The sequence below is a fragment of the Photobacterium kasasachensis genome (genome assembly GCF_050336885.1).
Classification (GTDB): domain Bacteria; phylum Pseudomonadota; class Gammaproteobacteria; order Enterobacterales; family Vibrionaceae; genus Photobacterium; species Photobacterium kasasachensis.
This window is the reverse complement of record NZ_JAKJSH010000004.1, coordinates 154,704-175,848: the sequence shown is the minus strand read 5'-3', so window position 1 is coordinate 175,848 and position 21,145 is coordinate 154,704. Positions and strand designations below refer to the sequence as shown.

General features: G+C 47.7%; 21 protein-coding genes. 18 read left to right on the top strand and 3 right to left on the bottom strand.

The genetic code is table 11. The annotated features are described in order from the left end of the window. The first annotated feature begins 201 nt into the window (after nucleotides 1–201). The 6 genes from L4D19_RS00815 to L4D19_RS00790 all read left to right on the top strand — a co-directional run bounded on the left by L4D19_RS00815 (nucleotide 202) and on the right by L4D19_RS00790 (nucleotide 7,185). The gene (locus L4D19_RS00815) at nucleotides 202–588 is read left to right on the top strand and encodes a hypothetical protein (RefSeq protein ID WP_428450726.1); all 387 of its coding nucleotides are present in this window, start codon (nucleotides 202–204) and stop codon (nucleotides 586–588) included. A 376-nt stretch (nucleotides 589–964) separates the two neighbouring features. Next, on the top strand, nucleotides 965–2,299 hold the full coding sequence (gene astB / locus L4D19_RS00810; RefSeq protein WP_428450725.1) for an N-succinylarginine dihydrolase: 1,335 nt from the start codon (nucleotides 965–967) through the stop codon (nucleotides 2,297–2,299). Nucleotides 2,300–2,563: 264 nt separating this feature from the next. Further along, entirely contained in the window at nucleotides 2,564–2,932 is a 369-nt protein-coding gene (locus L4D19_RS00805) for a hypothetical protein (RefSeq protein ID WP_428450724.1), read from the top strand. Beyond that, complete coding sequence (locus tag L4D19_RS00800) at nucleotides 2,929–4,419, top strand: LruC domain-containing protein (protein ID WP_428450723.1); 1,491 nt, start codon at nucleotides 2,929–2,931, stop codon at nucleotides 4,417–4,419. The genes L4D19_RS00805 and L4D19_RS00800 overlap by 4 nt, the downstream gene beginning before the upstream one ends. Before the next feature lie 182 nt (nucleotides 4,420–4,601). Then, nucleotides 4,602–5,123 carry a DUF2058 domain-containing protein gene (locus tag L4D19_RS00795; protein WP_428450722.1) on the top strand — a complete coding sequence of 174 codons (522 nt, stop codon included), beginning with the start codon at nucleotides 4,602–4,604 and terminating at the stop codon, nucleotides 5,121–5,123. A 352-nt stretch (nucleotides 5,124–5,475) separates the two neighbouring features. Beyond that, nucleotides 5,476–7,185: a phospho-sugar mutase gene (locus L4D19_RS00790; protein WP_428450721.1), complete on the top strand. Its 1,710-nt coding sequence runs from the start codon at nucleotides 5,476–5,478 to the stop codon at nucleotides 7,183–7,185. A gap of 58 nt (nucleotides 7,186–7,243) precedes the next feature. On the opposite strand, the gene L4D19_RS00785 is transcribed toward L4D19_RS00790, so the two are convergent. After that, nucleotides 7,244–7,687 (bottom strand): exoribonuclease R, encoded by a 444-nt coding sequence (locus L4D19_RS00785; RefSeq protein ID WP_428450720.1) that lies wholly within the window; start codon nucleotides 7,685–7,687, stop codon nucleotides 7,244–7,246. 206 nt (nucleotides 7,688–7,893) lie between these two features. Between L4D19_RS00785 and mrcB the strand changes: the two genes are divergently transcribed. From mrcB to L4D19_RS00740, 9 genes are all read left to right on the top strand, one after another. Next, nucleotides 7,894–10,278 carry a penicillin-binding protein 1B gene (gene mrcB, locus L4D19_RS00780; RefSeq protein ID WP_428450719.1) on the top strand — a complete coding sequence of 795 codons (2,385 nt, stop codon included), beginning with the start codon at nucleotides 7,894–7,896 and terminating at the stop codon, nucleotides 10,276–10,278. An 86-nt stretch (nucleotides 10,279–10,364) separates the two neighbouring features. Continuing rightward, nucleotides 10,365–10,904: an NUDIX hydrolase gene (locus tag L4D19_RS00775; RefSeq protein WP_075767689.1), complete on the top strand. Its 540-nt coding sequence runs from the start codon at nucleotides 10,365–10,367 to the stop codon at nucleotides 10,902–10,904. Nucleotides 10,905–11,304: 400 nt separating this feature from the next. Further along, nucleotides 11,305–13,401, top strand: coding sequence for an NHL repeat-containing protein (locus L4D19_RS00770; RefSeq protein WP_428450718.1), 2,097 nt, complete (start codon nucleotides 11,305–11,307; stop codon nucleotides 13,399–13,401). After that, complete coding sequence (locus L4D19_RS00765) at nucleotides 13,398–13,643, top strand: hypothetical protein (protein ID WP_075767691.1); 246 nt, start codon at nucleotides 13,398–13,400, stop codon at nucleotides 13,641–13,643. The genes L4D19_RS00770 and L4D19_RS00765 overlap by 4 nt, the downstream gene beginning before the upstream one ends. 23 nt (nucleotides 13,644–13,666) lie before the next feature. Continuing rightward, the gene (locus L4D19_RS00760) at nucleotides 13,667–15,304 is read left to right on the top strand and encodes a methyl-accepting chemotaxis protein (protein WP_428450717.1); all 1,638 of its coding nucleotides are present in this window, start codon (nucleotides 13,667–13,669) and stop codon (nucleotides 15,302–15,304) included. Between the two features lie 87 nt (nucleotides 15,305–15,391). Beyond that, nucleotides 15,392–15,964 carry a YceI family protein gene (locus L4D19_RS00755; protein ID WP_428450716.1) on the top strand — a complete coding sequence of 191 codons (573 nt, stop codon included), beginning with the start codon at nucleotides 15,392–15,394 and terminating at the stop codon, nucleotides 15,962–15,964. Nucleotides 15,965–16,125: 161 nt separating this feature from the next. Further along, nucleotides 16,126–16,740, top strand: coding sequence for a fumarylacetoacetate hydrolase family protein (locus tag L4D19_RS00750; RefSeq protein WP_428450715.1), 615 nt, complete (start codon nucleotides 16,126–16,128; stop codon nucleotides 16,738–16,740). A 63-nt stretch (nucleotides 16,741–16,803) separates the two neighbouring features. Beyond that, nucleotides 16,804–17,019: a DUF3820 family protein gene (locus L4D19_RS00745; protein ID WP_075767695.1), complete on the top strand. Its 216-nt coding sequence runs from the start codon at nucleotides 16,804–16,806 to the stop codon at nucleotides 17,017–17,019. Then, nucleotides 17,019–17,420 carry a ribosome recycling factor family protein gene (locus tag L4D19_RS00740; RefSeq protein ID WP_428450714.1) on the top strand — a complete coding sequence of 134 codons (402 nt, stop codon included), beginning with the start codon at nucleotides 17,019–17,021 and terminating at the stop codon, nucleotides 17,418–17,420. The genes L4D19_RS00745 and L4D19_RS00740 overlap by 1 nt, the downstream gene beginning before the upstream one ends. A 75-nt stretch (nucleotides 17,421–17,495) precedes the next feature. Here the strand turns inward: L4D19_RS00740 and L4D19_RS00735 are convergent, their stop codons facing one another. Both L4D19_RS00735 and L4D19_RS00730 read right to left on the bottom strand, forming a co-directional pair. After that, nucleotides 17,496–17,918, bottom strand: coding sequence for a DUF3010 family protein (locus tag L4D19_RS00735; protein WP_428450713.1), 423 nt, complete (start codon nucleotides 17,916–17,918; stop codon nucleotides 17,496–17,498). 89 nt (nucleotides 17,919–18,007) lie between these two features. Further along, nucleotides 18,008–18,514 carry a M48 family metallopeptidase gene (locus L4D19_RS00730; protein ID WP_428450712.1) on the bottom strand — a complete coding sequence of 169 codons (507 nt, stop codon included), beginning with the start codon at nucleotides 18,512–18,514 and terminating at the stop codon, nucleotides 18,008–18,010. A 210-nt stretch (nucleotides 18,515–18,724) separates the two neighbouring features. Here L4D19_RS00730 and L4D19_RS00725 point away from each other — a divergent pair, with 210 nt between their 5' ends. The 3 genes from L4D19_RS00725 to L4D19_RS00715 all read left to right on the top strand — a co-directional run bounded on the left by L4D19_RS00725 (nucleotide 18,725) and on the right by L4D19_RS00715 (nucleotide 21,103). Further along, on the top strand, nucleotides 18,725–19,177 hold the full coding sequence (locus L4D19_RS00725; protein WP_428450711.1) for a methyltransferase family protein: 453 nt from the start codon (nucleotides 18,725–18,727) through the stop codon (nucleotides 19,175–19,177). Nucleotides 19,178–19,321: 144 nt separating this feature from the next. Beyond that, the gene (locus L4D19_RS00720) at nucleotides 19,322–19,654 is read left to right on the top strand and encodes a hypothetical protein (protein ID WP_428450710.1); all 333 of its coding nucleotides are present in this window, start codon (nucleotides 19,322–19,324) and stop codon (nucleotides 19,652–19,654) included. A 162-nt stretch (nucleotides 19,655–19,816) separates the two neighbouring features. Continuing rightward, nucleotides 19,817–21,103 carry an L-cysteine desulfidase family protein gene (locus L4D19_RS00715; RefSeq protein ID WP_428450709.1) on the top strand — a complete coding sequence of 429 codons (1,287 nt, stop codon included), beginning with the start codon at nucleotides 19,817–19,819 and terminating at the stop codon, nucleotides 21,101–21,103. Nucleotides 21,104–21,145: the final 42 nt, after the last annotated feature.

Sequence of the window (21,145 nt, the reverse complement as noted above, 5' to 3'; positions counted from 1 at the left end):
TAGAGGCGCGAAGATATCTATAGAAAAAACACCTGCAACGAGCAGGTGTTTTTTTATGGGGCTAATAGTATTTTTTTATGGTTGTCTCAACTTTGAGATAGCGTCTTAACGCTGACTTTCGCTAGGCTTTTAACTTAGTTACTTATCAATGTCTCACCTGAGAGTCTCGGGGGAGGATGTCGGTTTCGATGAGGGTAGGTTATGCCATTAGTAAGAATCAAATCATTGCCGTTTGATCATGAAGTCCCTGTGCCACAGGTTATTAGTGCGCTGTCCCAGGCAATTTCTGATGCAGCCAATATTGAGCAGCAGCATATCATGGTGACTTGGGAGTACCTTGCCCAATCACACTATGCCCACCACGGGAAAGTTGCAGCCAACCAGCCGATTAATACACACCCTCTGCTCATTGATCTGATTGCGCCCAACTTTAACACCGAAGAGCAGATAGCTTCGATGCTTGAGCTAATAGCTCATACCATAGCCGAGCAGGTTCCAATTGCTAAAAACAACATTTTCATTAACTTTACACCGGCCTATAGCGATGGCGTTTATGACGAAGGGCATATTGTTGAGTGGGATATGTAGCTTTTCTTTATCGAGAAAAGGCTGATTTATAGCCAAGAAGCCTGATCTGGCACACAGAATGAAAAAAAGTCAGCTATTTATTGGCTGACTTTTTCAGTTTATGGCCTGAGTAATTATGTACTTTGAGTTTGGCTTACTGTGACTTAACAGGGCCAGAATAGGTGGCAAATAGGATTAAACCGCCTGAGTGCTGGTACTTGTAGTCGTGGCCTGGATATCGACGCTGGAGCTGTGGAATCAAGCGAACTGAATAGTCATGCTCAGTTTTAGTGTTTATATCTAATGATTATATAACGGCTAGCGATTTGTACCGCACTTGTTGTGATTGTAAATGCTTTGTTATCTTTAAGAGATGGTACACAAACATGGAATGTCTATGAAAGCACTTGAAGCAAATTTCGATGGGTTGGTAGGGCCAACCCATAACTACAGCGGGTTGTCGTTTGGTAATGTCGCTTCGGCTAAAAACCAGGCTGCGCCGTCGAACCCCAAGCAGGCCGCTAAACAGGGGCTGGCAAAAATGAAAGCCCTGTCTGATATGGGGATGATTCAAGGGGTGCTGGCACCGCAGGAACGCCCGGACGTAAAGACCCTGCGTCAGCTTGGTTTTACCGGTAGTGATAAAGCGGTGATTGAGCAGGCGGCGAAACAGGCACCGAAGGTGCTAGCTGCCTGTTGTTCGGCTTCAAGTATGTGGACGGCCAATGCCGCAACGGTATCGCCATCGGCGGATACGGCAGATGGCAAGATTCATTTTACGCCAGCCAACTTAACCAACAAATTTCACCGTTCGATTGAACACGAGGTGACTGGCCGGATCCTGAAAGCAACATTTTCCTCGCCAGAGCATTTTGTCCACCATTCTGCCTTGCCTGCCGTCGAGCATTTTGGCGATGAAGGTGCAGCGAACCATACTCGCTTTTGTCATCAGTACAACGAGCGGGGTATTGAGTTTTTCGTATATGGTCGCCATGCCTTTGACAGCCGTCACCCAGCGCCGGTGAAGTTTCCGGCCCGGCACACTTTTGAGGCCTGCGAGGCGGTAGCGCGACTGCACCAGCTTGAAGGTGATGATGTGGTGATTGCCCAGCAAAATCCGGCAGTGATTGATCAGGGCGTCTTTCATAACGATGTGATTGCGGTAGGTAACAAGGATATTCTGTTCTGTCATGAGCAGGCTTTTTTGAATCAGCAAGCGGTTTATGATGAGCTTACCCAGAAAATGTCAGGCAACTTTAATATCATTGAAGTGCCGACCAGTGCCGTGTCAGTAGATGATGCCGTAACCAGCTATCTGTTTAATTCGCAGTTACTTGCCTTGCCATCAGGCGAAACCCTGCTGGTACTCCCTGAAGAGTGTCGCAATAACCCCAATGTCTGGGCGTACATTGAGCAGATGCTGGCGCAAAAACGTGGTATCGACAGGGTTCAGATTTTCGATTTGAAACAAAGTATGGCCAACGGCGGCGGTCCGGCATGCTTGCGTTTGCGTGTCGTGCTGAACGAGCAAGAACTACAGGCAGTGAATCCGTCTACCTTGATGAATGAGACCTTGTTCAACCGCCTCAACCTGTGGGTAGAGACACATTACCGCGATAGCCTGGTTGAAGCAGATCTCGCTGATCCGCAACTACTTGATGAATCCCGTACCGCACTAGACGAACTAACGCAAATCCTCTCGCTTGGTGCCGTTTATCCATTTCAGCGATAACCTATCCCAAATAAGCGGTACATATGTACCGCTTAAACTTAACCAATATCGGTGTCTTTATTGCCAATACACTGATGTCTTACTATCTGATAAAAAAAGCAATATCTCAATTAAGAGATCTGCCAGGTTGCTATTTTTATTGCAAAATCAATCGTGTATTGCAATCCTGATATAATACTAATCTTAAACTTTTGATTTTATTGAAAATATAGGTTGGCACGAGTTCTGATTCCCTGTTCCTGATTGTGAATTTGGAGGTAGGGAATGAAAAAAGCACTTGTGGCAACTCTCGGTATCATATTGGCTGGCTGTGGTTCGGAATCTTCACCGTCCATATCTGGCTCAACAGAAAGTACCCGTCTTAGTGATAATATTGCACCGCCTAATGCTCGGTTTGAGCAATATCGGATCAGTGCGTTTGAGCTGGATCCTAGCCAATTCGCGCTAGCGGGAAATAGGGTGTTTCTTAAAGTCTATTCATCTACCGGCAATGTTCTTTTTTTAGGTCAGATAGATAAGCAGAAACCTGTTTCGCTCCCGCTTTCACTGCCAAACAGTGAGGGGATCGTAAAGTTTGATTTGTTTAGCGACTTAGATGGCGACGATAGCATTTCAAGGGAGAGACAGCTATGAGCCGATATTTCAGGGGATTCTTGTTGGCCGCAATGTTGGCAGTGCCACAGGCGCAAGCAGCAACAGTATCTGTTCAGTTGAAAGATACGATAAAGCAAGGAAGCGGGAGTATCGATCTATTTCGTGCCAAACAGCAAAAGAATAATCTTTCCGCCGCAGATCTAGAGGCAATGAGAACCGAGCACGGCGGCTCATTAATTTTTGCTGTTGATGTCAATGAAGCTGCCAATGGTTCGGAGAAAGCATCCAGTCAAGGTGTGGCGATTGAATCTGCGGTACTCACTGTTGTTGTAGGCGGTAATAGCTCTTCATTTAGCAGCTTTTCGACACCAACCGAATCGATGTTGGCTAAAGTCGGCTCTAGCGAGCGAAAGCTTTACTATACCTTGATAGGCCAGACAGGCTCGTCATTGATCACACCCAGCAGTAACAGTGAATTAAACGGAAGTTCGTATGATGCGCTGATCACTATGCCAGTAAACATGGCCCTTGATAGTGCGACTTCGGCAACGCTAGATATCACCTTGCTGGAGACGAATACCTCTTTGGGTGATCCCGAGGCGTTTTATGATTACACGGCAGGCTTTGAGGACCTTGCACTTGTCAGTTCGGAAGACTCCACGTATTTGGCTGGGCTGGCACCGGGTCAAAGCGAGGCACCATTGGTCATCACTCAGGGGCAGGTTTTGAATCCGGTTGACTCTTGGGTCTATTATCCTTCAGCTGTTGAGTATTATATTGCCGCCTATGAGGACAATTATCCGGCGAAGAGCGACTATGACTTCAATGATCTGGTTGTCGGTTATCGAGTCGGCCTTGGTATGGAAGATGACAAAGTCAGCTCCTTGCTAGTATATGGTTATATTATCGCCCGTGGCTCAGGTTTCACTCACGATTGGTATCTGCATATTGGTTTGCCTGATGAAGCCTCGGGAAGTGGTACGGTAAACTTGTTCAAAGCCGGTTCGAGCGAGCAGGAGAGTGGATATCCGAAGTCGATTTCTCAGTCCGGCAGTTTTGATCAGCGCTTGCTTCAGGGAACCAAGTCCCTGATGCAGATACCGGGCCTTGAGTTTGCCAATACAGAGGCTCAGGTCTCACTCATTCAGGGGCAGAAATTCAGTGTCTCGTTTGACTTTGATACGCCACTGAACCTTGAGGATGTTGCGCTCCCTCCCTATGATCCTTATTTGCACGTGACTAATACCGGCTATGAAATTCATTTGCCAGAGTTCGCCTCGAGGTTAGGGAACTCGGTAAACAGTGCAGAAGGTGTCGGTGGTTTTAAAAATGAACAGGGCTACCCGTTTGTGGTGATTATTCCAGAAGATTGGGAACCACCCCTCGAGCATGTCGACCTAGGCGAAGCATACAGTTCATTTTTAGGGTATGTCTCTAGCTCAGGTTCGGAGAACACCTCTTGGTATACCCTGCCTTCGGAGTCCAAAATTAAAGGGATCGGTAAAGGGTTTTGGAAGTGGGACTGATATTAAGGCAACTTAGCGGCCTTTCGAGGTCGTTTTGTTGTCTGTTAAGGGCACCTAGGCTTGACCTGTTTCTCCCTGCCCAGTGATAATATAGCGATGAGTTTAAGTAATCGGCGAAGCTTTCATCGTTAACGCCGGTTGTTATCACTGTTTAATGAAACTGTGCCCGCGACGGAGTCAAAATGGCAAAGCTAACGTTACAAGAGCAGATGCTGAAAGCAGGTCTTGTTGATAAGAAGAAACTAAAAAAAGCCGGAAAATCATCCAAGAAATCGAGAACTCAGGCGAAAGAAGCCAAAGCGGCCGTTGAAGCCAACCGAGTTGCTCAGCTTGCTCAGGATCAGGAGCTAAACCGTAAGAAGCAGGCGGAAGCCGACAAGAAGGCGATTGCCTCGCAGGTGAAACAGCTGATTGAGATGAACAGGATTGAGTGTAAAGATGGCGAAATCGGTTATAACTTTACTGACGGTAGCCTGGTCAAGAAAATCTATGTTGATAAGTCAATTCAAGACCAGTTGGTAAGCGGCCGACTGGCAATTGCCCGCTACCTTGACACTTATGCGATTGTACCGGGTGTGGTGGCAGACAAAATTAGCCAGCGTGATGAAGAATCAATCATCGTTAACAATACTGCCGATGAGCAGGAAATGGATGAGGATGATCCGTACGCAGACTTCAAGATCCCTGATGATCTGATGTGGTAACTGCACAGACCCTTTCGGGGTGCCGAGTGGTACCCCGTTTTACCTTTCTTGTTACTCCCCCCCTTCTGCATAACAAAACAGTTCTGTCTACCAGTGCCCTAGCGTTAGCCAATGGTTTGTAAGCAGTTAATGTTCCTGTCTCAGCGACAAAATGGTAGGGAACGCTATTCCCTCTATACTTCATTCATTGATTTCGCTTTTTACCAAGCATGAATTATGACCTGTGAGGCTAAAACAGGCGATAGTTTGAGCGTTTGGTGCTTTCAGATATAGGATATACGAATAAGTTAATGCGAATGAATATCATTTGTAGTAGGTTGTGAATGTAATCAGCGTCGTAGGAACATCAATAATGAAGACTGAAATTTCTCGTTGGATAGCGCGAGACCCTGACCCTAAAACACGTGATGAGCTACAACAGCTTATTGACTCAAACGCAGAAGCCGAGCTGGCAGATCGATTCTCCGGACGGTTGGTATTTGGTACTGCCGGGCTAAGGGGGATTGTCGGCGCCGGATCAAACCGAATGAACCGCCTGGTGATTCAAGAAACGGCGATGGGGCTTGGCAAATATCTGCTGGCAACAGAGCAAGATGCGGCCGAGCGTGGCGTAATTATCGGCTTTGATGGTCGCCCTGATTCAAAGCGCTTTGCCCATGAGACTGCCTCGGCACTGACCGCCCAAGGGATAAAAGTGTATATGACCACCCATGAAGCACCTACACCTATGGTGGCTTTTGGAGTGAAACACTTTGAAACTGCTGCCGGTGTTGTAGTGACGGCCAGCCATAATCCGCCTGAATACAACGGTTTTAAGGTTTACTGGGGGAACGGTGCCCAGATTATTCCGCCTCATGACTCGGGCATTGCCGAACAAATTGATATCGCAACCCAGCAAGAAATTGATTTGCTTGATTTAGAGCTGGCTAAACAGCAAGGTTTGTTGTTCTGGCTGAGTGAGTCATTCTACGATACGTATCGTCAGACGGTGAATAAAAGCAAGTTGCTGTCGAACCATACTCAGCCGGATGGGATCAGTTTAGCCTACACCGCCATGCATGGCGTTGGTGCCAATATGGCCGAAGCATTACTGGCTGATGCTGGCTTTACCCAGGTCTACAGCGTAGCCGAGCAGCGCGAGCCAGACGGCCGTTTTCCTACCGTGAACTTCCCGAACCCCGAAGAGCCGGGAGCGATGGACATGGTAATCGCCGAAGCTAAGAAGCATGATGCCACCCTGGCGTGTGCCAACGATCCTGATGCCGACCGGTTTGCGGTTGCAGCCAGAACAGAAGAGGGCGAATACCAGATGCTGACGGGCGATCAGGTTGGTGTGCTGCTTGGGCATTATCTGCTGACACATGCCGAGCCGGGGCAAAACCTGGTAGGTGCAACAATCGTTTCCTCAAGCCTCTTAAAGCAGGTTGCCAAGTCGGTCGAAGCCAATTACTACAAGACCCTGACAGGTTTCAAATGGTTGACGAATGTCGCTATGCAGCAACAGACGGATGAGAGCCGATTCTTGTTCGCCTACGAGGAAGCTCTTGGTTATACCGTTGGTAGCGAGGTATGGGATAAGGATGGGTTGTCAGCACTGGTTGCCTTTGCGCAGCTGACGGCTGAACTGGCTGTGAATGGCAAGACTGTCTGGGATCAGCTGGAAGCTATCTACCGTGAACATGGCCTGTATCTTAATGTCCAAAAGAGTATTGCGCTGCAGCCGGGTTCGCCGCCAATTGGTGATAGCCTGAGAGCCAATCCGCCGGAGACCATTTCTGGTCGCCACATTGTGAAGACGGATGATTTGAAAAAATCACAGACCATTTATACCGATGGCAAGATTGAACCGATCGATCTGCCGTCCAGTGATGTGCTGATCTATTACCTTGACGATGACTCGCGCGTGGTGGTGCGTCCGTCAGGAACAGAGCCGAAGTTGAAATGCTACTATGAAGTGGTTGAGGCGATGAGCCATGAAGATACGCTTGAGCATGCACAGCAGCGTGCAGAGGCTGCAATGGCTGAGTTAATCAGTCAACATCAAGCTTCGCTGACAGCGTGATTGCTGCCTGTTTAAGACTCAAGCCGCCGGGCAGGACACTGTTCGGCGGCTTTAATGCTTACTTTTCGCTCAGCTCGGCATATGTGTGCAGGAGTTCGGTAAGTACCTTGACCCAGCCGAAGGCATCCTCAGGCGCTTTACTTAGAATTTTCTCCACCTGATCGCAGTGCTGTTCAAGGGTAACTGCTTCTTCAAGGTTGAAGGACATTGCGTAGAAATGCCACAAGATCAGGCGGATCATGCGTTCGGTATTTTGCTGTGCGTTGTCAGACTCGGAGAAAGCCATCTTGACTTCACCGAGGGCAATCGCGGTCATTCGAAGCATGGCATCAAACTGTGCCGACTTCAGGCGGTCTTCGCTATCAATCTCTTCCTGGTCGAAGGTAAATAGCTCCTGCATCATCTCTTCAGGAACCATACGGCCAATTACTCTTACGCTGAACTCTTCCAGCTCGTGGCGTGGCATTGTCAGCAGGCAGTCAAGTTTGTAATCGCGTTCCATTTTCTTTCTCGGCAGTAAGCTAAAACAGGGCGCGTATTCTGAGCGATTTTGCACTGAAACTCCAGATCATTTCAACTGCTGGGGATGGTTCGGAGACGCTTCTTTGACAGTCGGATGACATCCTTGCCATCAGCTTCGTGTATTGTCGACACCGAATTTATCTCCTAGGACAACCAATTACTCAGTAATTGACTGTACAGAACGTAATGGCAACATCAGACAAGCAACCGCGACAAGAGACAGAACAACACCTGTCATCCAAGAAATCAAATCAACAGGCACAATCGACCACTTCTTCTTTTTCCCCCTCTTCAGAAAGGTCTACACATCGTGCATCTTCAAGAAGCAAGCGGCTCAAACATGGCTGTCTAGTTGGCGTGGTGTTGATTGCTGCAGGCATGGTGTGGATGGGTAATACCCTTAATCATAGGGTAACGGATAAGTTCGAAGGGCAGCTATGGCAGTTGCCCTCTGTCGTTTACGCTCGAGAGTTAACTCTTCAGCCAGGAGCTGTGATCCGGTATGAAGACTTGGTCAACGAGCTGGAAGTGCTGAAGTATCGTAAAGTTACGACCCCGAAGAAAAGCGGTGAGTATTCAACCAGCCGACTCAAGGTAGAGTTTATTAGGCGCCCGTTTGAATTTAGAGACGGGGAGCAGCCACAGCGGCATGTGGTTGTTGAATTTGATTACTCGAAGGTCAGACGGATTTCAGAGATCGAATCCGGACGTGAGCTGGGGATTTTTAGTGTCGAGCCAAAGCTACTTGGTATGCTGGAGGCTAAGACAGACGAGCAACGGATCTATCGGGCAAAAGACGAAATGCCGCAGCCTTTGATTGAGGCGCTGATAGCAACCGAAGACAAGGAGTTTTACCAGCATGACGGAGTATCTCCCACAGCGATTGCCCGGGCATTTGTTGCCAACCTGAAAGCAGGACGAACGGTGCAGGGCGGTAGTACGCTCACTCAGCAGCTGGCCAAGAATTTGTTTCTTAGCAGCGAGCGTAGCTTGTGGCGTAAATTCAAAGAAGCCTATATGGCGTTGATCATCGATTATCGATACAGCAAAGATCAGATCCTTGATGCCTATCTGAATCAGGTTTACCTGGCTCAAAATGGGGCTGATGCCGTTCATGGCTTTGCGCTTGGCTCGCGATTCTATTTTGGCTTGCCATTATCAGAACTACGCGTTGATCAGCAGGCGTTACTCGTCGGGTTGGTGAAAGGCCCTTCTTACTATAATCCATGGCGATACCCGGAGCGTGCCAAACGTCGAAGGGATCTGGTATTGCGCTTAATGGTCGAAAATGGTGTTCTCGAAGAAGAGGACTACAAGCTGGCGGCTGACAAACCATTGGATTTGCAAGAGAAGGGACAGATCGCCAACCGACAGCCAGCCTATTTTGGTCAGTTGCAGCGTGAGCTGAAAAAGTATGTCGATGATTATCAGCCCGGTCAGGGGTTGCGGTTATTTACGACTCTGGATCCGGACTCTCAGGCCAAGGCTGAGCAGGCTGTCCGTCACATGATTCCCCAGTTGGAAAAGCGTGCTGGCAACGAGCTTGAAACCGCGGTGGTTATTGCCGATCGTATGAACGGCGAAATCCGCGCTATGGTTGGCGGAAGTCGTCCGGGTTACGACGGCTTTAACCGGGCTATTGATGCCAAGCGTCCTATTGGCTCGGTTGTTAAACCGGCTATTTATCTGGCAGCCCTCGAGCAGCCGGGGCGCTTTTCGCTTGCCACCAATCTTGACGATCGTGCATTGACGCTAAGAGGGCAGAATGGTGAAAAGTGGTCACCACGTAACTATGACCGTCAATACCGGGGATCGGTGCCTTTATATCTTTCGCTGGCGAAGTCATACAATATTCCGACAGTGAATCTCGGAATGGCCGTGGGCCTGGATGAAGTCATCAATATCATGGAAAGGTTGGGCGTTGATCGCAATGAAATACCTAAGCTGCCATCGATGTTGCTGGGGGCCTTTACCCTGACGCCGGTCGATGTCACCCAGATGTATCAGACCATTGCCAGTGGTGGTCGAAAAAGCGAATTGACCGCATTAAGTGCAGTTGTTGATGCCAGCGGTAATGTGTTGTATCAAAAGCGCGCATCCGGGGAGCAGGTTGTCTCGGAGCAGGCGTCCTGGCTGACCTTGTACGGGATGCAGAAGGTGGTGACAGTTGGGACTGGGCGTTACCTTAACTCCATTTTGCCTTCATCACGCCTGGCCGGGAAAACCGGTACCTCAGATAAGGGCCGAGACAGCTGGTATGTTGGGGTAGACGGCAGAGAAGTGGTTACTATCTGGATGGGGCGTGATGATAATAAAAGCGCCAAGCTGACAGGTTCTTCAGGGCCGCTTCGTCTTTATGCCGATTATATTCAGCGGCGTGATCCAGAGCCGCTGGTGCTTCGAGTTCCGTCGCAGGTGTCCGACTTTACCTATCACCAGGCGAAAACGGGGCGATTGGAGCAGAGCTGCATCGGCTCGACAAAGCTGCCGGTATGGGATCCGAACGGTACGTTGAAAAGAAGTTGTATAAAGAATGTCGAAACCTTCTTTAAACGTGTCTTTAACTGGTGACAAGCAGATTGGTATAAGTAGCTTGGGGTTAGGTATTGGGCTAGAATGCACGGCTTGTTATTGTACAGAAGTAGATAGACAGAGCTATGCGATTATTGAAGTCAACCGTTCATCCTGAAATTGAGAAGCTTGAAGGCCGTATTTTCCACCGCAAGGCGGCCCGAGGCATCATTCTCGATGGTGAGAATATCCTTATGCTCTACACCGCGCGTTATCATGACTATACGTTGCCTGGCGGTGGTATCGATGAAGGTGAGGATGCCATTCAGGGGTTGATCCGTGAGCTTGAGGAAGAGACGGGGGCTCGCAATATTCGCAATATCTCGGCATTTGGTATGTATGAAGAGTACCGACCATGGTACAAGCCAGAGCATGACATAATGCACATGGAGTCGTATTGCTTCGTTTGTACAATAGATGCTGAGTTGGGTGATACTCAGCTGGAAGACTATGAAGTTAACAACGGCATGAAACCTGTTTGGCTGAATATCTTTGATGCGATAGCTCATAATGAAGAGACCATTGCCAACAGTGATAAAAAAGGGATGTCGATTGAGCGTGAGACATTCTTGCTCAAGCGTATTGCTGCGGAATTGCTCCCTGAACCACAGCGTCAAATTGCCTAACGAAAAGCGTTTGCCTTACATTTCTTCACCGTTACACTGATATAGTCAGCACCTGTATTAAGAGTAGAAACAGGTATGGATGGCTATGTTGGTGTAGCGCATGAAGCGTATAGCAGCCTTTTATATTCTTCCCATCTCTTTACTTTTCCTCGCTATTTCTGGCACTTGCCAATGCTGTCTCTCTCCTATTGTTAGACCGTTCAGCAAACGCCCTGTATTCGCATAGGGTATTTCATGAAATGAATGATTTCCTTTCAGTCAAAGTTGTTCAATTGTTGAGCTGGTTCAAAGTTTATAAATATTGTTATTTCAAATAAGGGTCCGCTTTACCATTGCTACCTATTATGTAATTAAACACATAAGAAGTATTCTTTTAATAAAAGAGTCAGTAGGTTAGAAGATGGGAATAGAATTTCAGTCATATATTGGCAGCGTGGGTGCACAGCTGCCAGCACTTCCTTGCCCGATAGAAGGCCATGTATCGCTAAATACCCCAGTAGGAAGTTGTCTGGATCACTTTGGTAATGTCTGGCTTGCCGATACTGCCCATAATCGTATTCTTGTTTTTGATAGCGAGCTGAACCATGTCATGGCCCAGTTTGGTTCAACGGGTGAGGGGCCTCAGCAGTTCAACATGCCATTTCGCTTGCTTGCTCACCCGACTAAAAATTGGATCTATGTCAGTGATATCGGTAATCAGCGAATCCACATCCTACACTACGATGCCAACCTTTCTGTTCAGTCTATTCATCAATTTGGCAATGAAGTGGAAGTCGACTTAAAAGGTCCCAATGGCCTGGCATTCTATCAGGGCGAGCTCTGTGTGGCAGATGAGTTTTATGAGGGAGCTGGTGGTGCCAGTCGGCTGGCTATTTTCTCTGAAGCGGGTCAGTTCTTAAGATCCATTCATGAGATTGAAGGCGGTAAGGAGCCTATTCACCTTCTGTGGCCACAAGGGCTGAGTATGGATGATGACGGATTCCTGTATGTCGCCAATACCGGGTTTGATACGGTCATCCGTTGTGATTGGTATGGCAAAGGGAAACCTTTTGCCAGCAATGGTAAATGCTACCTCGACGGTCTTGAGCTGGCGCGAGACGTCTCAGTGATTCAAAACCAGATTTTGATACCGGGGGCTAAGGCTAATGCCATATCGATATACGATATAGACGGTGAGCTGCAAGGTACGCTTGATGGCTTCTTTGCGCCTATTCAGATCACTCAAATGAACGACAGGGACCAGCTGTTAATTACCGAGCCCATTTTGGCCTCGCTTCAACTCCATCACGTTAGCTTGCCTTCTTTCAGTGAGCAGTCAGTCGGTAAGAGCCATATCGGTGAAAGCCGGGTTGTTAAAACGGTTGGTGATGATAGGGGAAGCCCTGGGCAATTTCATTTTGTCACTGCGGTGACAGGGGGGATCACTCAACCTAATCATCAGCACTACAGACAAAAGTATCCGTTAATCGAAAATTGGCTTTCCCACCAATTTTCCCTACAGGAGCAGTTTTTTAAAGCGATGCAGCCTGCCGGTATGCCGTCGTGGTTGAACCTGGCGGTGACCGCTCAGTCTGAGTGGGTTCAGCGCTGGCAGCAGACGTGGCTAAGGGTGATTATGAATGACAGGTTTGAGGATCCGAAGACATTGCTTTGGATGGTCGATGCCGGAAATTATCAGCTTCAGGCCAGTGATAACGGCCAGGCTGACTCGGCATCGCCAGTCAGCCTCCCTATGTTACCCGGCTCGTTGGGAATTGCTGCCTATAAGCCTAAGGTGCCCTTACCGGGACAGGTCGACCATGAGGTCCCGATGATAGTTGTGGGCAACTATTTAAGCGGCATTGTCTCTTTACTTCAATATGACAGCCGCATTGGCGAGCTGGTGCCATACACCTTTTTTGGCGGGTTGGGGGCCGAGCCCTGGCAGCTCAATAAACCACAGGGAATTACGATAGATCCGGCAACAAATGACATTCTCATTGCCGACTCGGGTAATCACCGAATCTCTCGCTGGCGAATCGACAGTGAGGGTGAGCCGGGTTTAGTCGGCGTATTCGGTAAGCTCGGGGCCGAACATGGCGAGTTTCATACTCCGTCTGATATTGCCGCTACCCAAAATGGCCTTATCTACATCACTGATCAATTCAATAACCGCATCGAAGTGTATGACGCTGATAACCAGTGGAAATGGAGCTTTGGCCAGGAAGGATACGGTGCCAGCAACGACAATTTCTTGCTGCCGACCAGTATCGACTATGACTCGGGTCATTTGTTTATATCCGATTTGGTGAATCGCTCGATAAAGGTGTTTGATCTTGAGGGGAATTTTGTCGATAGCTTCAGTGGTTTTGGTGCCGATCCGGGCAAAGGCCAACTGTGGATGCCGTATCTGTTGCATGTTAATAACAGCAAGGTGTACCTGCCGGACTGCGCCTTGAACCGAATAAATGTTTACCACTTTGATAAGAGCAAGAAATTGGCAGAGGTATCAGGATGAGTAATGTATTTAAGCGTGCACAACACAAACGGCTGAAGCATAAGCAGAATTCGACTGAGGATGTCATTTGTGAGAAGTCTCGCCAGCATTCGGAGCAATTAATGCTTAGGTTTGATGAGGTTATCAACCATTTATCCGAGGAAGAGGATGTCGATGCGTGTAAGAGGAAACTGCAGGAATTGCATCGCCATCATCACCGATGTTTCGGTGATAAGCATGTGTCCGGTCCTAATGAGCGTTAGGGATGACCATAAGGAATAGTGTTATGAAGAACAAGTTATCAAGTGTGACTATCGCAACGCGTGTTTGGGTGATCCTCGCATTATTTGCCGTCGGTCTGGTGACCAGCACATTGATCAATGCAGCGAAGACGCGTGAGCATATGCGGGAGAACTATGAGCGAGGCGTTGCAACGCTGGTAGAAAGTGCCGTGGGTATTGTAGAGCACTATCATGGGCTTAGTGTATCTGGAGCGCTTACGGAGCCGCAGGCCAAAGAAGCCGCATTGGAAGCGATAGCAGCGATGCGCTTCGATAACGGTAATTATATTTTTGTCGGTGATAACCAGGGTGTTCAACTGACCAGTGGTGTTCCGTCACTAGTAGGCAAGAATACCTTGGGGCTCAAGGACCCGAATGGGTTTAGTTTTGTCCGGGAGCTCTATGTTCAGGGACGAAATGGTGGCGGCTTTGTTGATTATGTCTGGACGAATAGCCATGACAAAGAACTGCTGGAGCCGAAAACCAGTTACGCTGTCGAGTTTGGCCCTTGGCAATGGTTAGTTGGTAGCGGAATGAACATGGAAGCTTTGCAGGCTGATATTCATCGCTCCGAGGTCGTCTCTATGGTTAATGCGGCGATTATTCTTGCTGTGTTGTCGCTGATAGTGACTTTCTTTATTCGCTCTATTACTTCTCCGCTTAAACGAACCGTCAATGCAATGGAAGCACTCTCGAAGGGCGAAGGGGACTTAACGCAGAGGCTGGAAGAAGAGGGGACCCGAGAACTGATTGATCTCGCCCGTCACTTCAACCAGTTTGTCTGCTCCATACAGAGCATTATGCAAAATATCAGTGTCGTTGGTGAGCAGGTCTCAGCGTCGGCACACCAGATGTCTTCGTCGATTAATACCGTCGATGATAATTTGAATCAGCAGCAGAATGATGTGGAGCAACTTGCTGCGGCAATGACAGAAATGCTGGCTACCGTCGAGGAGGTAAGCCGGAGAACAGTTGAGGCCAATGATTCGAGTATTTCGGCGGCTAAAGAGACTCAGGGCAGTATGGCGATCATTAATAATAATATTTCCGAGGCTAACCTGTTGGCTGAAGATATCGGCAGAGCCAGTGAAGTGGTTGATCAGTTGGCTGCGGACAGCCGAAATGTCGATACTGTTCTAGAAGTGATTCGCGGTATTGCCGAGCAAACTAACTTATTAGCATTGAATGCCGCGATTGAGGCTGCCCGTGCTGGTGAAGCCGGTCGGGGTTTTGCGGTTGTTGCCGATGAAGTCCGAACGTTATCCCAGCGGACCCAGGAGTCGACACTGGAAATTCAGAATATCGTCGAAAAACTTCAGAGTGGGGCGGAAAATGCGGTCAAAGTAATGAGCAAAGGGGCCGAAAAAGCGGAGAACGCCTCCAAGATTTCTGCATCTGCCGGTGAAGCGCTTAATACCATTAATGATGAGGTGCAGGTTATTCAGGATATGAGTCAGCACATCGCGACGGCGACAGAAGAGCAAAACCTGACGGTGAACGACATCAATCGTAATGTTGTCAGCCTGAAAGATATGTCGATGTCTGTTTCCCAGGAATCAGCACAGATGGCTAGCGCCAGTGAAGAGTTGAGCCAGGTCTCAGTGGATCTTATGAGGATGATTAACCGCTTTAAGATAGGCTAGCTCAATAATAATACGGTTGATAGGAATCAGTGGCCTATAGTGATGTGATAAGAACATCAACAATAGGACATCATAATGCGCGTGTGTTTGAGATTGCTGTTAGCCGGATTATTGCTGCTGGGGCTCAATGCCAATGTGTTGGCTGACTGGAAGTTGGATAGCAATAGCTCCAATGTAAACTTTATTTCTGTGAAGAATGACTCGGTAATAGAGCAGCACCATTTTCGAAATATCAGCGGCTCGGTGTCAAAAGAAGGTGAGGTTAAGGTGGTTATTGATCTTGCGAGTGTTGACACCCAGATCTCGATTCGGGATGAGCGCATGAAGAAGGAGCTGTTTGAAACCGAAGGGTTTCCGCTGGCAACACTGACGGCCAAGGTTGACCCTGTAATGCTGAGTGAATTGATCCCCGGCAAAACTCAGCCTGCAGATATTGAGTTTTCGCTAGATCTTCATGGGTTAAAGCAAACACTGGCGGCGAAACTTCAGGTAACAGGGTTGGAAAACGGTGGAGTGCTCGTTTCAACTACGTGGCCGATTGAAGTGAAATCGGCTCTTTTTGGCTTGGACAAAGGGATTGAGATCTTAAGGAATATTGCTAAGTTAAACTCCATTCTACTTAGCGTGCCTGTCACGGCGCAGCTTGTTTTTATTCAGTAAAGTTCCATAAACGATAAAGCTGGCAACAGCCAGTTTTATCGTTCCTCTCTCAATGTGGTATAGCCAAGCCATAGTCGTAAGTAATTCTCGCCGAATCGAGCATCTTGAGGTAGTTTGGGTGTATCTTGAGTTATCACTTAATACTGCTTAAAGGACTAAGTATGAACACTGTTAGCTTCAACAATTCCTTGATTTATCCCAGCAAAGTCGTCTGCATCGGTCGAAATTATGTAGAACATGTCCATGAGTTAGGAAATGAGATCCCGGATGAGATGGTGATTTTTGTTAAGCCCAACTCGGCGATTGGTACTGTTTTATCTGCTAGCCATGGCGGCGATGAACTTCACTATGAAAGCGAGATAGCTTATCTGTATCAAGGTGGTAATTTTGTTGCGGCAGCGCTCGGAATGGATCTGACCAAGCGCAGTGTTCAGAGTGAGCTAAAAGCTAAATCGCTGCCCTGGGAGAGAAGTAAAGCGTTCGATGGTTCGGCTGTGTTCAGCGTGTTTGTTCCCATTCCTGAAAGTGATTCGCCGCTTGGGTTGAGCCTGCATATTGACGGAGAGCTGATCCAGCAGGGCGATACATCGTTGATGATGTACAAACCAGCGCAGATCCTTGAGGAAGTGCAAACCTTTATGCAGTTGGAAGATGGCGACATAGTGATGACAGGCACGCCAGCGGGGGTTGGAAAAATACCCCAGGGAGCCGAGTTTGTCGGTGCTTTGGTATGCAATGGTCAGGAAGTAGTCAGTCAGCAATGGTTGGTAAAATAGCGTGTTGGTAAATGCTTGAATATGACAATGCAATCAACGAAGCTTAAGGACAAGGAGATTGCTATGTTTCAAAAAGAACACTTAATCAAGGTGGCCAATGTCAAAATGCCGTTTGGAAAGTACAGTGGCAGGGCACTTATCGATTTGCCGGAAGAATATCTACTGTGGTTTCAGAAGAAAGGCTTCCCGGAAGGTGAGCTGGGTACGCTGATGGCTTTGACGCTTGAGTTTAAAATTGAAGGGCTGGAATCGGTTATTCGACCGCTGAAGCGCGACTAATGAAAGGCCAGAGCGAAGATAAACTTATCATCCACTTACCGTCACTTATTCACCGTATAGGTGGTGACAATGTTAAAAAGGCCAAGCTAATTGCCAAGGAATATGGGTGCGAGCTAAAAAGAGTTCGCCGTTCCAGAAACTGGCAGGTGAGCGGAGAACTCTGTGCGCAGCGCAAGCTCTCTGATAACTTGAACTTGTCAGAGCCTGAGGCTTTTCAATATTTGATACGTAAGATTGATGAGCGGCTTGTGAGTATTAATGAAAACAGTGAATCACGGGAAGAGCAGCTAAAGAAACTGGTGTTCGAGAATCCTAACATTACGTTGGCGGAGCTTATGGCGATGACCAACTGCTCTATTGCTGAGGCCAGACTTGCCCGATTCGAGGTTGATTTGCTTTAGGCTACGACCATACTTTGGTGAGCGATAGATAGAAAAATGGGGCTGTTAGCCCCATTTTCAATGATTAGCAGGCGCTTACTTACTCAGATAAGCGTAGCCTGTGGTGAACGCAGCTTCCTGGAACTGGCGCAGACCTGTATCGCGGAAATCGATAGCCAGCGGATTGCGTTTTAGCTTTTGCTTGATGTCGTTGTTTGACATGAAATCAACCTGAACACCGTCAAGAAGCTGGATTGCTGCTTCTAGCTTGAAGCCTACTGCACTGCCGGCAAATTTACCGCGTGTCTCGCGGGTACGGATCACAACAGAGTCAACTTGGTAGTCTTCTAGTAGCTTTTTGAATGCGAACTGGAAGTCTCTCATTTCAGTATTGTCGAGAGAGTCTTTCATAATGAACTTTTGAGTTCGACACTGAGGGATGTCAAATAATCCATTGTCTTGTGAAAGCAGGCAAACAATCGCCTCGTTGCTTTTTAACTCAACAGCACAAATTTTCATGTAAACACCTAAATTTCTAATTAGCGCTATATTGTAGGCAAAAGTTTGGCTGATGTCAGATCTTTATAGCCGGTAACGTCAAAACGTTACTAGGAGTAGATCGGGCCGCTCAGTTCCTGCTGAGTGAGAAATAACCGCATGTCGAATTCGAGCTGGTGATAGTCAGGCTCCATATGGCAACAAAGTTGATAAAATGCTTTGTTATGTTCTTTTTCTCTCAGGTGGGCAAGCTCGTGGACAATAATCATACGTAAAAAAGGCAGCGGCGCATGCTTGAAAATCGATGAGATACGAATTTCATGCTTTGCCTTGAGCTTGTTGCCCTGCACGCGAGAGACAAACGAGTGGAGCCCTAGCGCATGGTTGATGACATGTATTTTCTTGTCATAGGCCACTTTACTCACCGGGGGCGATTTCTTTAGATACTGAGATTTAAGTTCCTGCACATAGTCATACAAGGCTCTTTCTGTTGTTAGCTCATGGCAGTGGGGATACTTCTTTAGCAAGAATGCTTCAAGCCGGTCGGAATCAATCAGGCTGGCCACCTGGTCAGTAATTGAAGAGGGATAGCCTTGTAGGTACTTGAGCTTTTGCATAGTAGAGGTTGTTGGCAATTTATCGAGAGAAGTTATTGGTCGGGTAATCTTATAGAGCCGATGACAGCTTAGCAATCACCGATTATTGTCCATTCAGTGATTCAGTTCAGTCCATCTGTAACATAGGTATATATTAAACTGATTATTAAAGGAGATGACGACAGTGAAGTGGTTACATTGTTCTTGCGCTCTAATGGAGGAAATGGGGATATGGATTTGAAATTGCCTCCACCAGTGTTATTGCTGATAACGCTTGGTGGTATGTATTTGCTTTCACAGTATTGGCCGTTATGGACATTTACGTTCTGGGGCCAATTTATGTTGGTGCTGGTATTTTGTCTTGGTGGAACCTTGGTTGGCTTGGCGGGAGTTATGTCATTTGCTAAAGAGCGAACAACCGTCGATCCGCGTAATCCGCATAAGGCATCAAGTCTGGTTACCTCCGGCATCTATCGATTTTCACGTAATCCGATGTACCTAGGGTTAGTATTGTTTCTTATCGCTGCCTTTCTTTATTTATCCGCACTTTCTGCTTTGGTGATGATCCCGCTGTTTATCTTCTATATGAATAACTTCCAAATCGGCCCGGAAGAAGATGTGTTGGAAGCCATTTTTGGTGAAGAGTATCGACAATACTGCGAGCAAGTACGCCGTTGGTGCTAACTACTATGCCTAGTTACTACGCCTAGTTATTACGCCTTGTCGCTACGCCTAGTCACAGTGCTGGCTGTTTAAGCCTCTGGAGGTATTGACCATATTAGCGCGGTGGTTATTATGTGCCACTTCGTTAATACCTGAGTAAACACTATGGGCAATCCGTTCAAAGCACGCTGGACATCGGTAGGGAACACCTTGTGTCTGGGCCATTGGGAAATTACATATCAGGGAAGCCTTTTAGCGATTCCGGAAGAAAAGCTTGAAAAGGATATGGGTACTTTCGGCATTTATAACTTCATGGATCCGGATGATCCCCTTTATGCTGAAGGAGAGGAAGAAGATCAATGGATTGTTTCTAATATAGATTGGTTGGCGGATTTTTTTGATACCCAGAATATTCCGATTGATGAGGACAATTTCCGGTATTTTTATCAAGCTGTGAATGCGGAAGACTGGCGTTGTGGCAGTTGCGGAGGTTGCTAGTTTCCTGGAGTTGGCCGCTGTAGAAAAACTTTCTCCCGGATTTTGATTTTAGAGGATTTTTGGCAAAACAATTCCCTTCAGGTAGGTGTAAATTAACCATATTAAGACAAGGGGGATAAAACAGTACCCTACCATCCACCTGTTTATCTGAAGGTAATAACAATGAAAAAGCACCTCTGGAACGGTTTTATTGAAACAGTTAAGAAAGAAGTGGTTCCTGCATTAGGCTGTACTGAACCGGTTTCAGTTGCGTTGGCCGCTGCGATTGCCGCTCGTCACCTTAAGGGAAAGCCAACCCAGGTTGAAGCATATGTCTCTCCCAACCTAATGAAGAATGGCATGGGCGTTGGTGTACCTGGAACCGGAATGGTTGGTCTGCCGATAGCGGCAGCTGTGGGCGCATTGGCGGGTGAACCTGATGCAGGGCTGGAAGTATTAAAAAATATCACCAAGGGTGATGTCGAGGCAGCCAAACTGATGCTGGAACAGCAGGTTAGTGTGGGTGTCGCCCAAGTGTCTAATATCTTGTTTGCCAAAGTGACAGTTAGTGATGGTACCGATCAGGCGACTGTGATTATTGCTGACGGTCACACTAACGTTGTTTCGATTGATGTTAACGGTGATGCGGTCTTTATTATTGACCCGCAGCCGGCTACAACGGCTGATACTCAGCCAGAGAACATTTTTGCCCAGGCGAATGCACACGATATCTATGAGTTTGCACTCAATGTTCCCGTTGAAGATATCCAGTTTATTACTGAATCACTGGAGCTCAATGATGCCCTGTCCAAAGAAGGGTTGACCGGCAATTATGGCTTGCAGATAGGTGCAACGTTCCAGCGAAATGTTGAGCGAGGGCTGCTTTCTGGCGGGCTGCTGACGAATGTACTCTGCCGTACTTCCGCCGCTTCAGATGCCCGGATGGATGGTGCAATGAAGCCTGCGATGAGCAATTCTGGTTCTGGCAACCAGGGTATTGCTGCGACGATGCCGGTAGCTGTTGTTGCCGAGCATGTGAACGCTGATCAGGAAACCATGGCCCGAGCATTGATGATGTCTCATTTGATGGCGATTTATATCAAGAGCTATCAGAATAAACTGTCTGCGCTTTGTGGTGCGACAACGGCTTCTATGGGAGCTGTTGCGGGAATGACCTGGTTGCTTGGCGGACGTTTTGAGCAAATCAGTGCAGCGATTAACAGCATGATTGGCGATATTACCGGGATCATTTGTGATGGAGCCAAAACAAGCTGTGCGATGAAAGTCTCATCATCGGCCAGTGCTGCTGTAAAGGCTGCGTTAATGGCACTGGATGGTATCCGGGTAACAGGTAATGAAGGTATCGTCGCTGATGATGTTGATGCGTCTATCCGCAATATGTCGGCACTTGCCAATGGTGCGATGACTCAGACTGATGTCCAGATCCTGGATATCATGGTTCATAAGTAAGCCATTGTTTCTTGATTACAAGCTATCTTGGTTCAAAGAGCG

What these genes read in the sequence shown, in the direction of transcription:
- L4D19_RS00815 (WP_428450726.1), top strand. Translation starts at nt 202, where the DNA reads ATGCCATTAGTAAGAATCAAATCATTGCCGTTTGATCATGAAGTCCCT.
- astB (WP_428450725.1), top strand. Translation starts at nt 965, where the DNA reads ATGAAAGCACTTGAAGCAAATTTCGATGGGTTGGTAGGGCCAACCCAT.
- L4D19_RS00805 (WP_428450724.1), top strand. Translation starts at nt 2,564, where the DNA reads ATGAAAAAAGCACTTGTGGCAACTCTCGGTATCATATTGGCTGGCTGT.
- L4D19_RS00800 (WP_428450723.1), top strand. Translation starts at nt 2,929, where the DNA reads ATGAGCCGATATTTCAGGGGATTCTTGTTGGCCGCAATGTTGGCAGTG.
- L4D19_RS00795 (WP_428450722.1), top strand. Translation starts at nt 4,602, where the DNA reads ATGGCAAAGCTAACGTTACAAGAGCAGATGCTGAAAGCAGGTCTTGTT.
- L4D19_RS00790 (WP_428450721.1), top strand. Translation starts at nt 5,476, where the DNA reads ATGAAGACTGAAATTTCTCGTTGGATAGCGCGAGACCCTGACCCTAAA.
- L4D19_RS00785 (WP_428450720.1), bottom strand. Translation starts at nt 7,687, where the DNA reads ATGGAACGCGATTACAAACTTGACTGCCTGCTGACAATGCCACGCCAC.
- mrcB (WP_428450719.1), top strand. Translation starts at nt 7,894, where the DNA reads ATGGCAACATCAGACAAGCAACCGCGACAAGAGACAGAACAACACCTG.
- L4D19_RS00775 (WP_075767689.1), top strand. Translation starts at nt 10,365, where the DNA reads ATGCGATTATTGAAGTCAACCGTTCATCCTGAAATTGAGAAGCTTGAA.
- L4D19_RS00770 (WP_428450718.1), top strand. Translation starts at nt 11,305, where the DNA reads ATGGGAATAGAATTTCAGTCATATATTGGCAGCGTGGGTGCACAGCTG.
- L4D19_RS00765 (WP_075767691.1), top strand. Translation starts at nt 13,398, where the DNA reads ATGAGTAATGTATTTAAGCGTGCACAACACAAACGGCTGAAGCATAAG.
- L4D19_RS00760 (WP_428450717.1), top strand. Translation starts at nt 13,667, where the DNA reads ATGAAGAACAAGTTATCAAGTGTGACTATCGCAACGCGTGTTTGGGTG.
- L4D19_RS00750 (WP_428450715.1), top strand. Translation starts at nt 16,126, where the DNA reads ATGAACACTGTTAGCTTCAACAATTCCTTGATTTATCCCAGCAAAGTC.
- L4D19_RS00745 (WP_075767695.1), top strand. Translation starts at nt 16,804, where the DNA reads ATGTTTCAAAAAGAACACTTAATCAAGGTGGCCAATGTCAAAATGCCG.
- L4D19_RS00740 (WP_428450714.1), top strand. Translation starts at nt 17,019, where the DNA reads ATGAAAGGCCAGAGCGAAGATAAACTTATCATCCACTTACCGTCACTT.
- L4D19_RS00735 (WP_428450713.1), bottom strand. Translation starts at nt 17,918, where the DNA reads ATGAAAATTTGTGCTGTTGAGTTAAAAAGCAACGAGGCGATTGTTTGC.
- L4D19_RS00730 (WP_428450712.1), bottom strand. Translation starts at nt 18,514, where the DNA reads ATGCAAAAGCTCAAGTACCTACAAGGCTATCCCTCTTCAATTACTGAC.
- L4D19_RS00725 (WP_428450711.1), top strand. Translation starts at nt 18,725, where the DNA reads ATGGATTTGAAATTGCCTCCACCAGTGTTATTGCTGATAACGCTTGGT.
- L4D19_RS00720 (WP_428450710.1), top strand. Translation starts at nt 19,322, where the DNA reads ATGGGCAATCCGTTCAAAGCACGCTGGACATCGGTAGGGAACACCTTG.
- L4D19_RS00715 (WP_428450709.1), top strand. Translation starts at nt 19,817, where the DNA reads ATGAAAAAGCACCTCTGGAACGGTTTTATTGAAACAGTTAAGAAAGAA.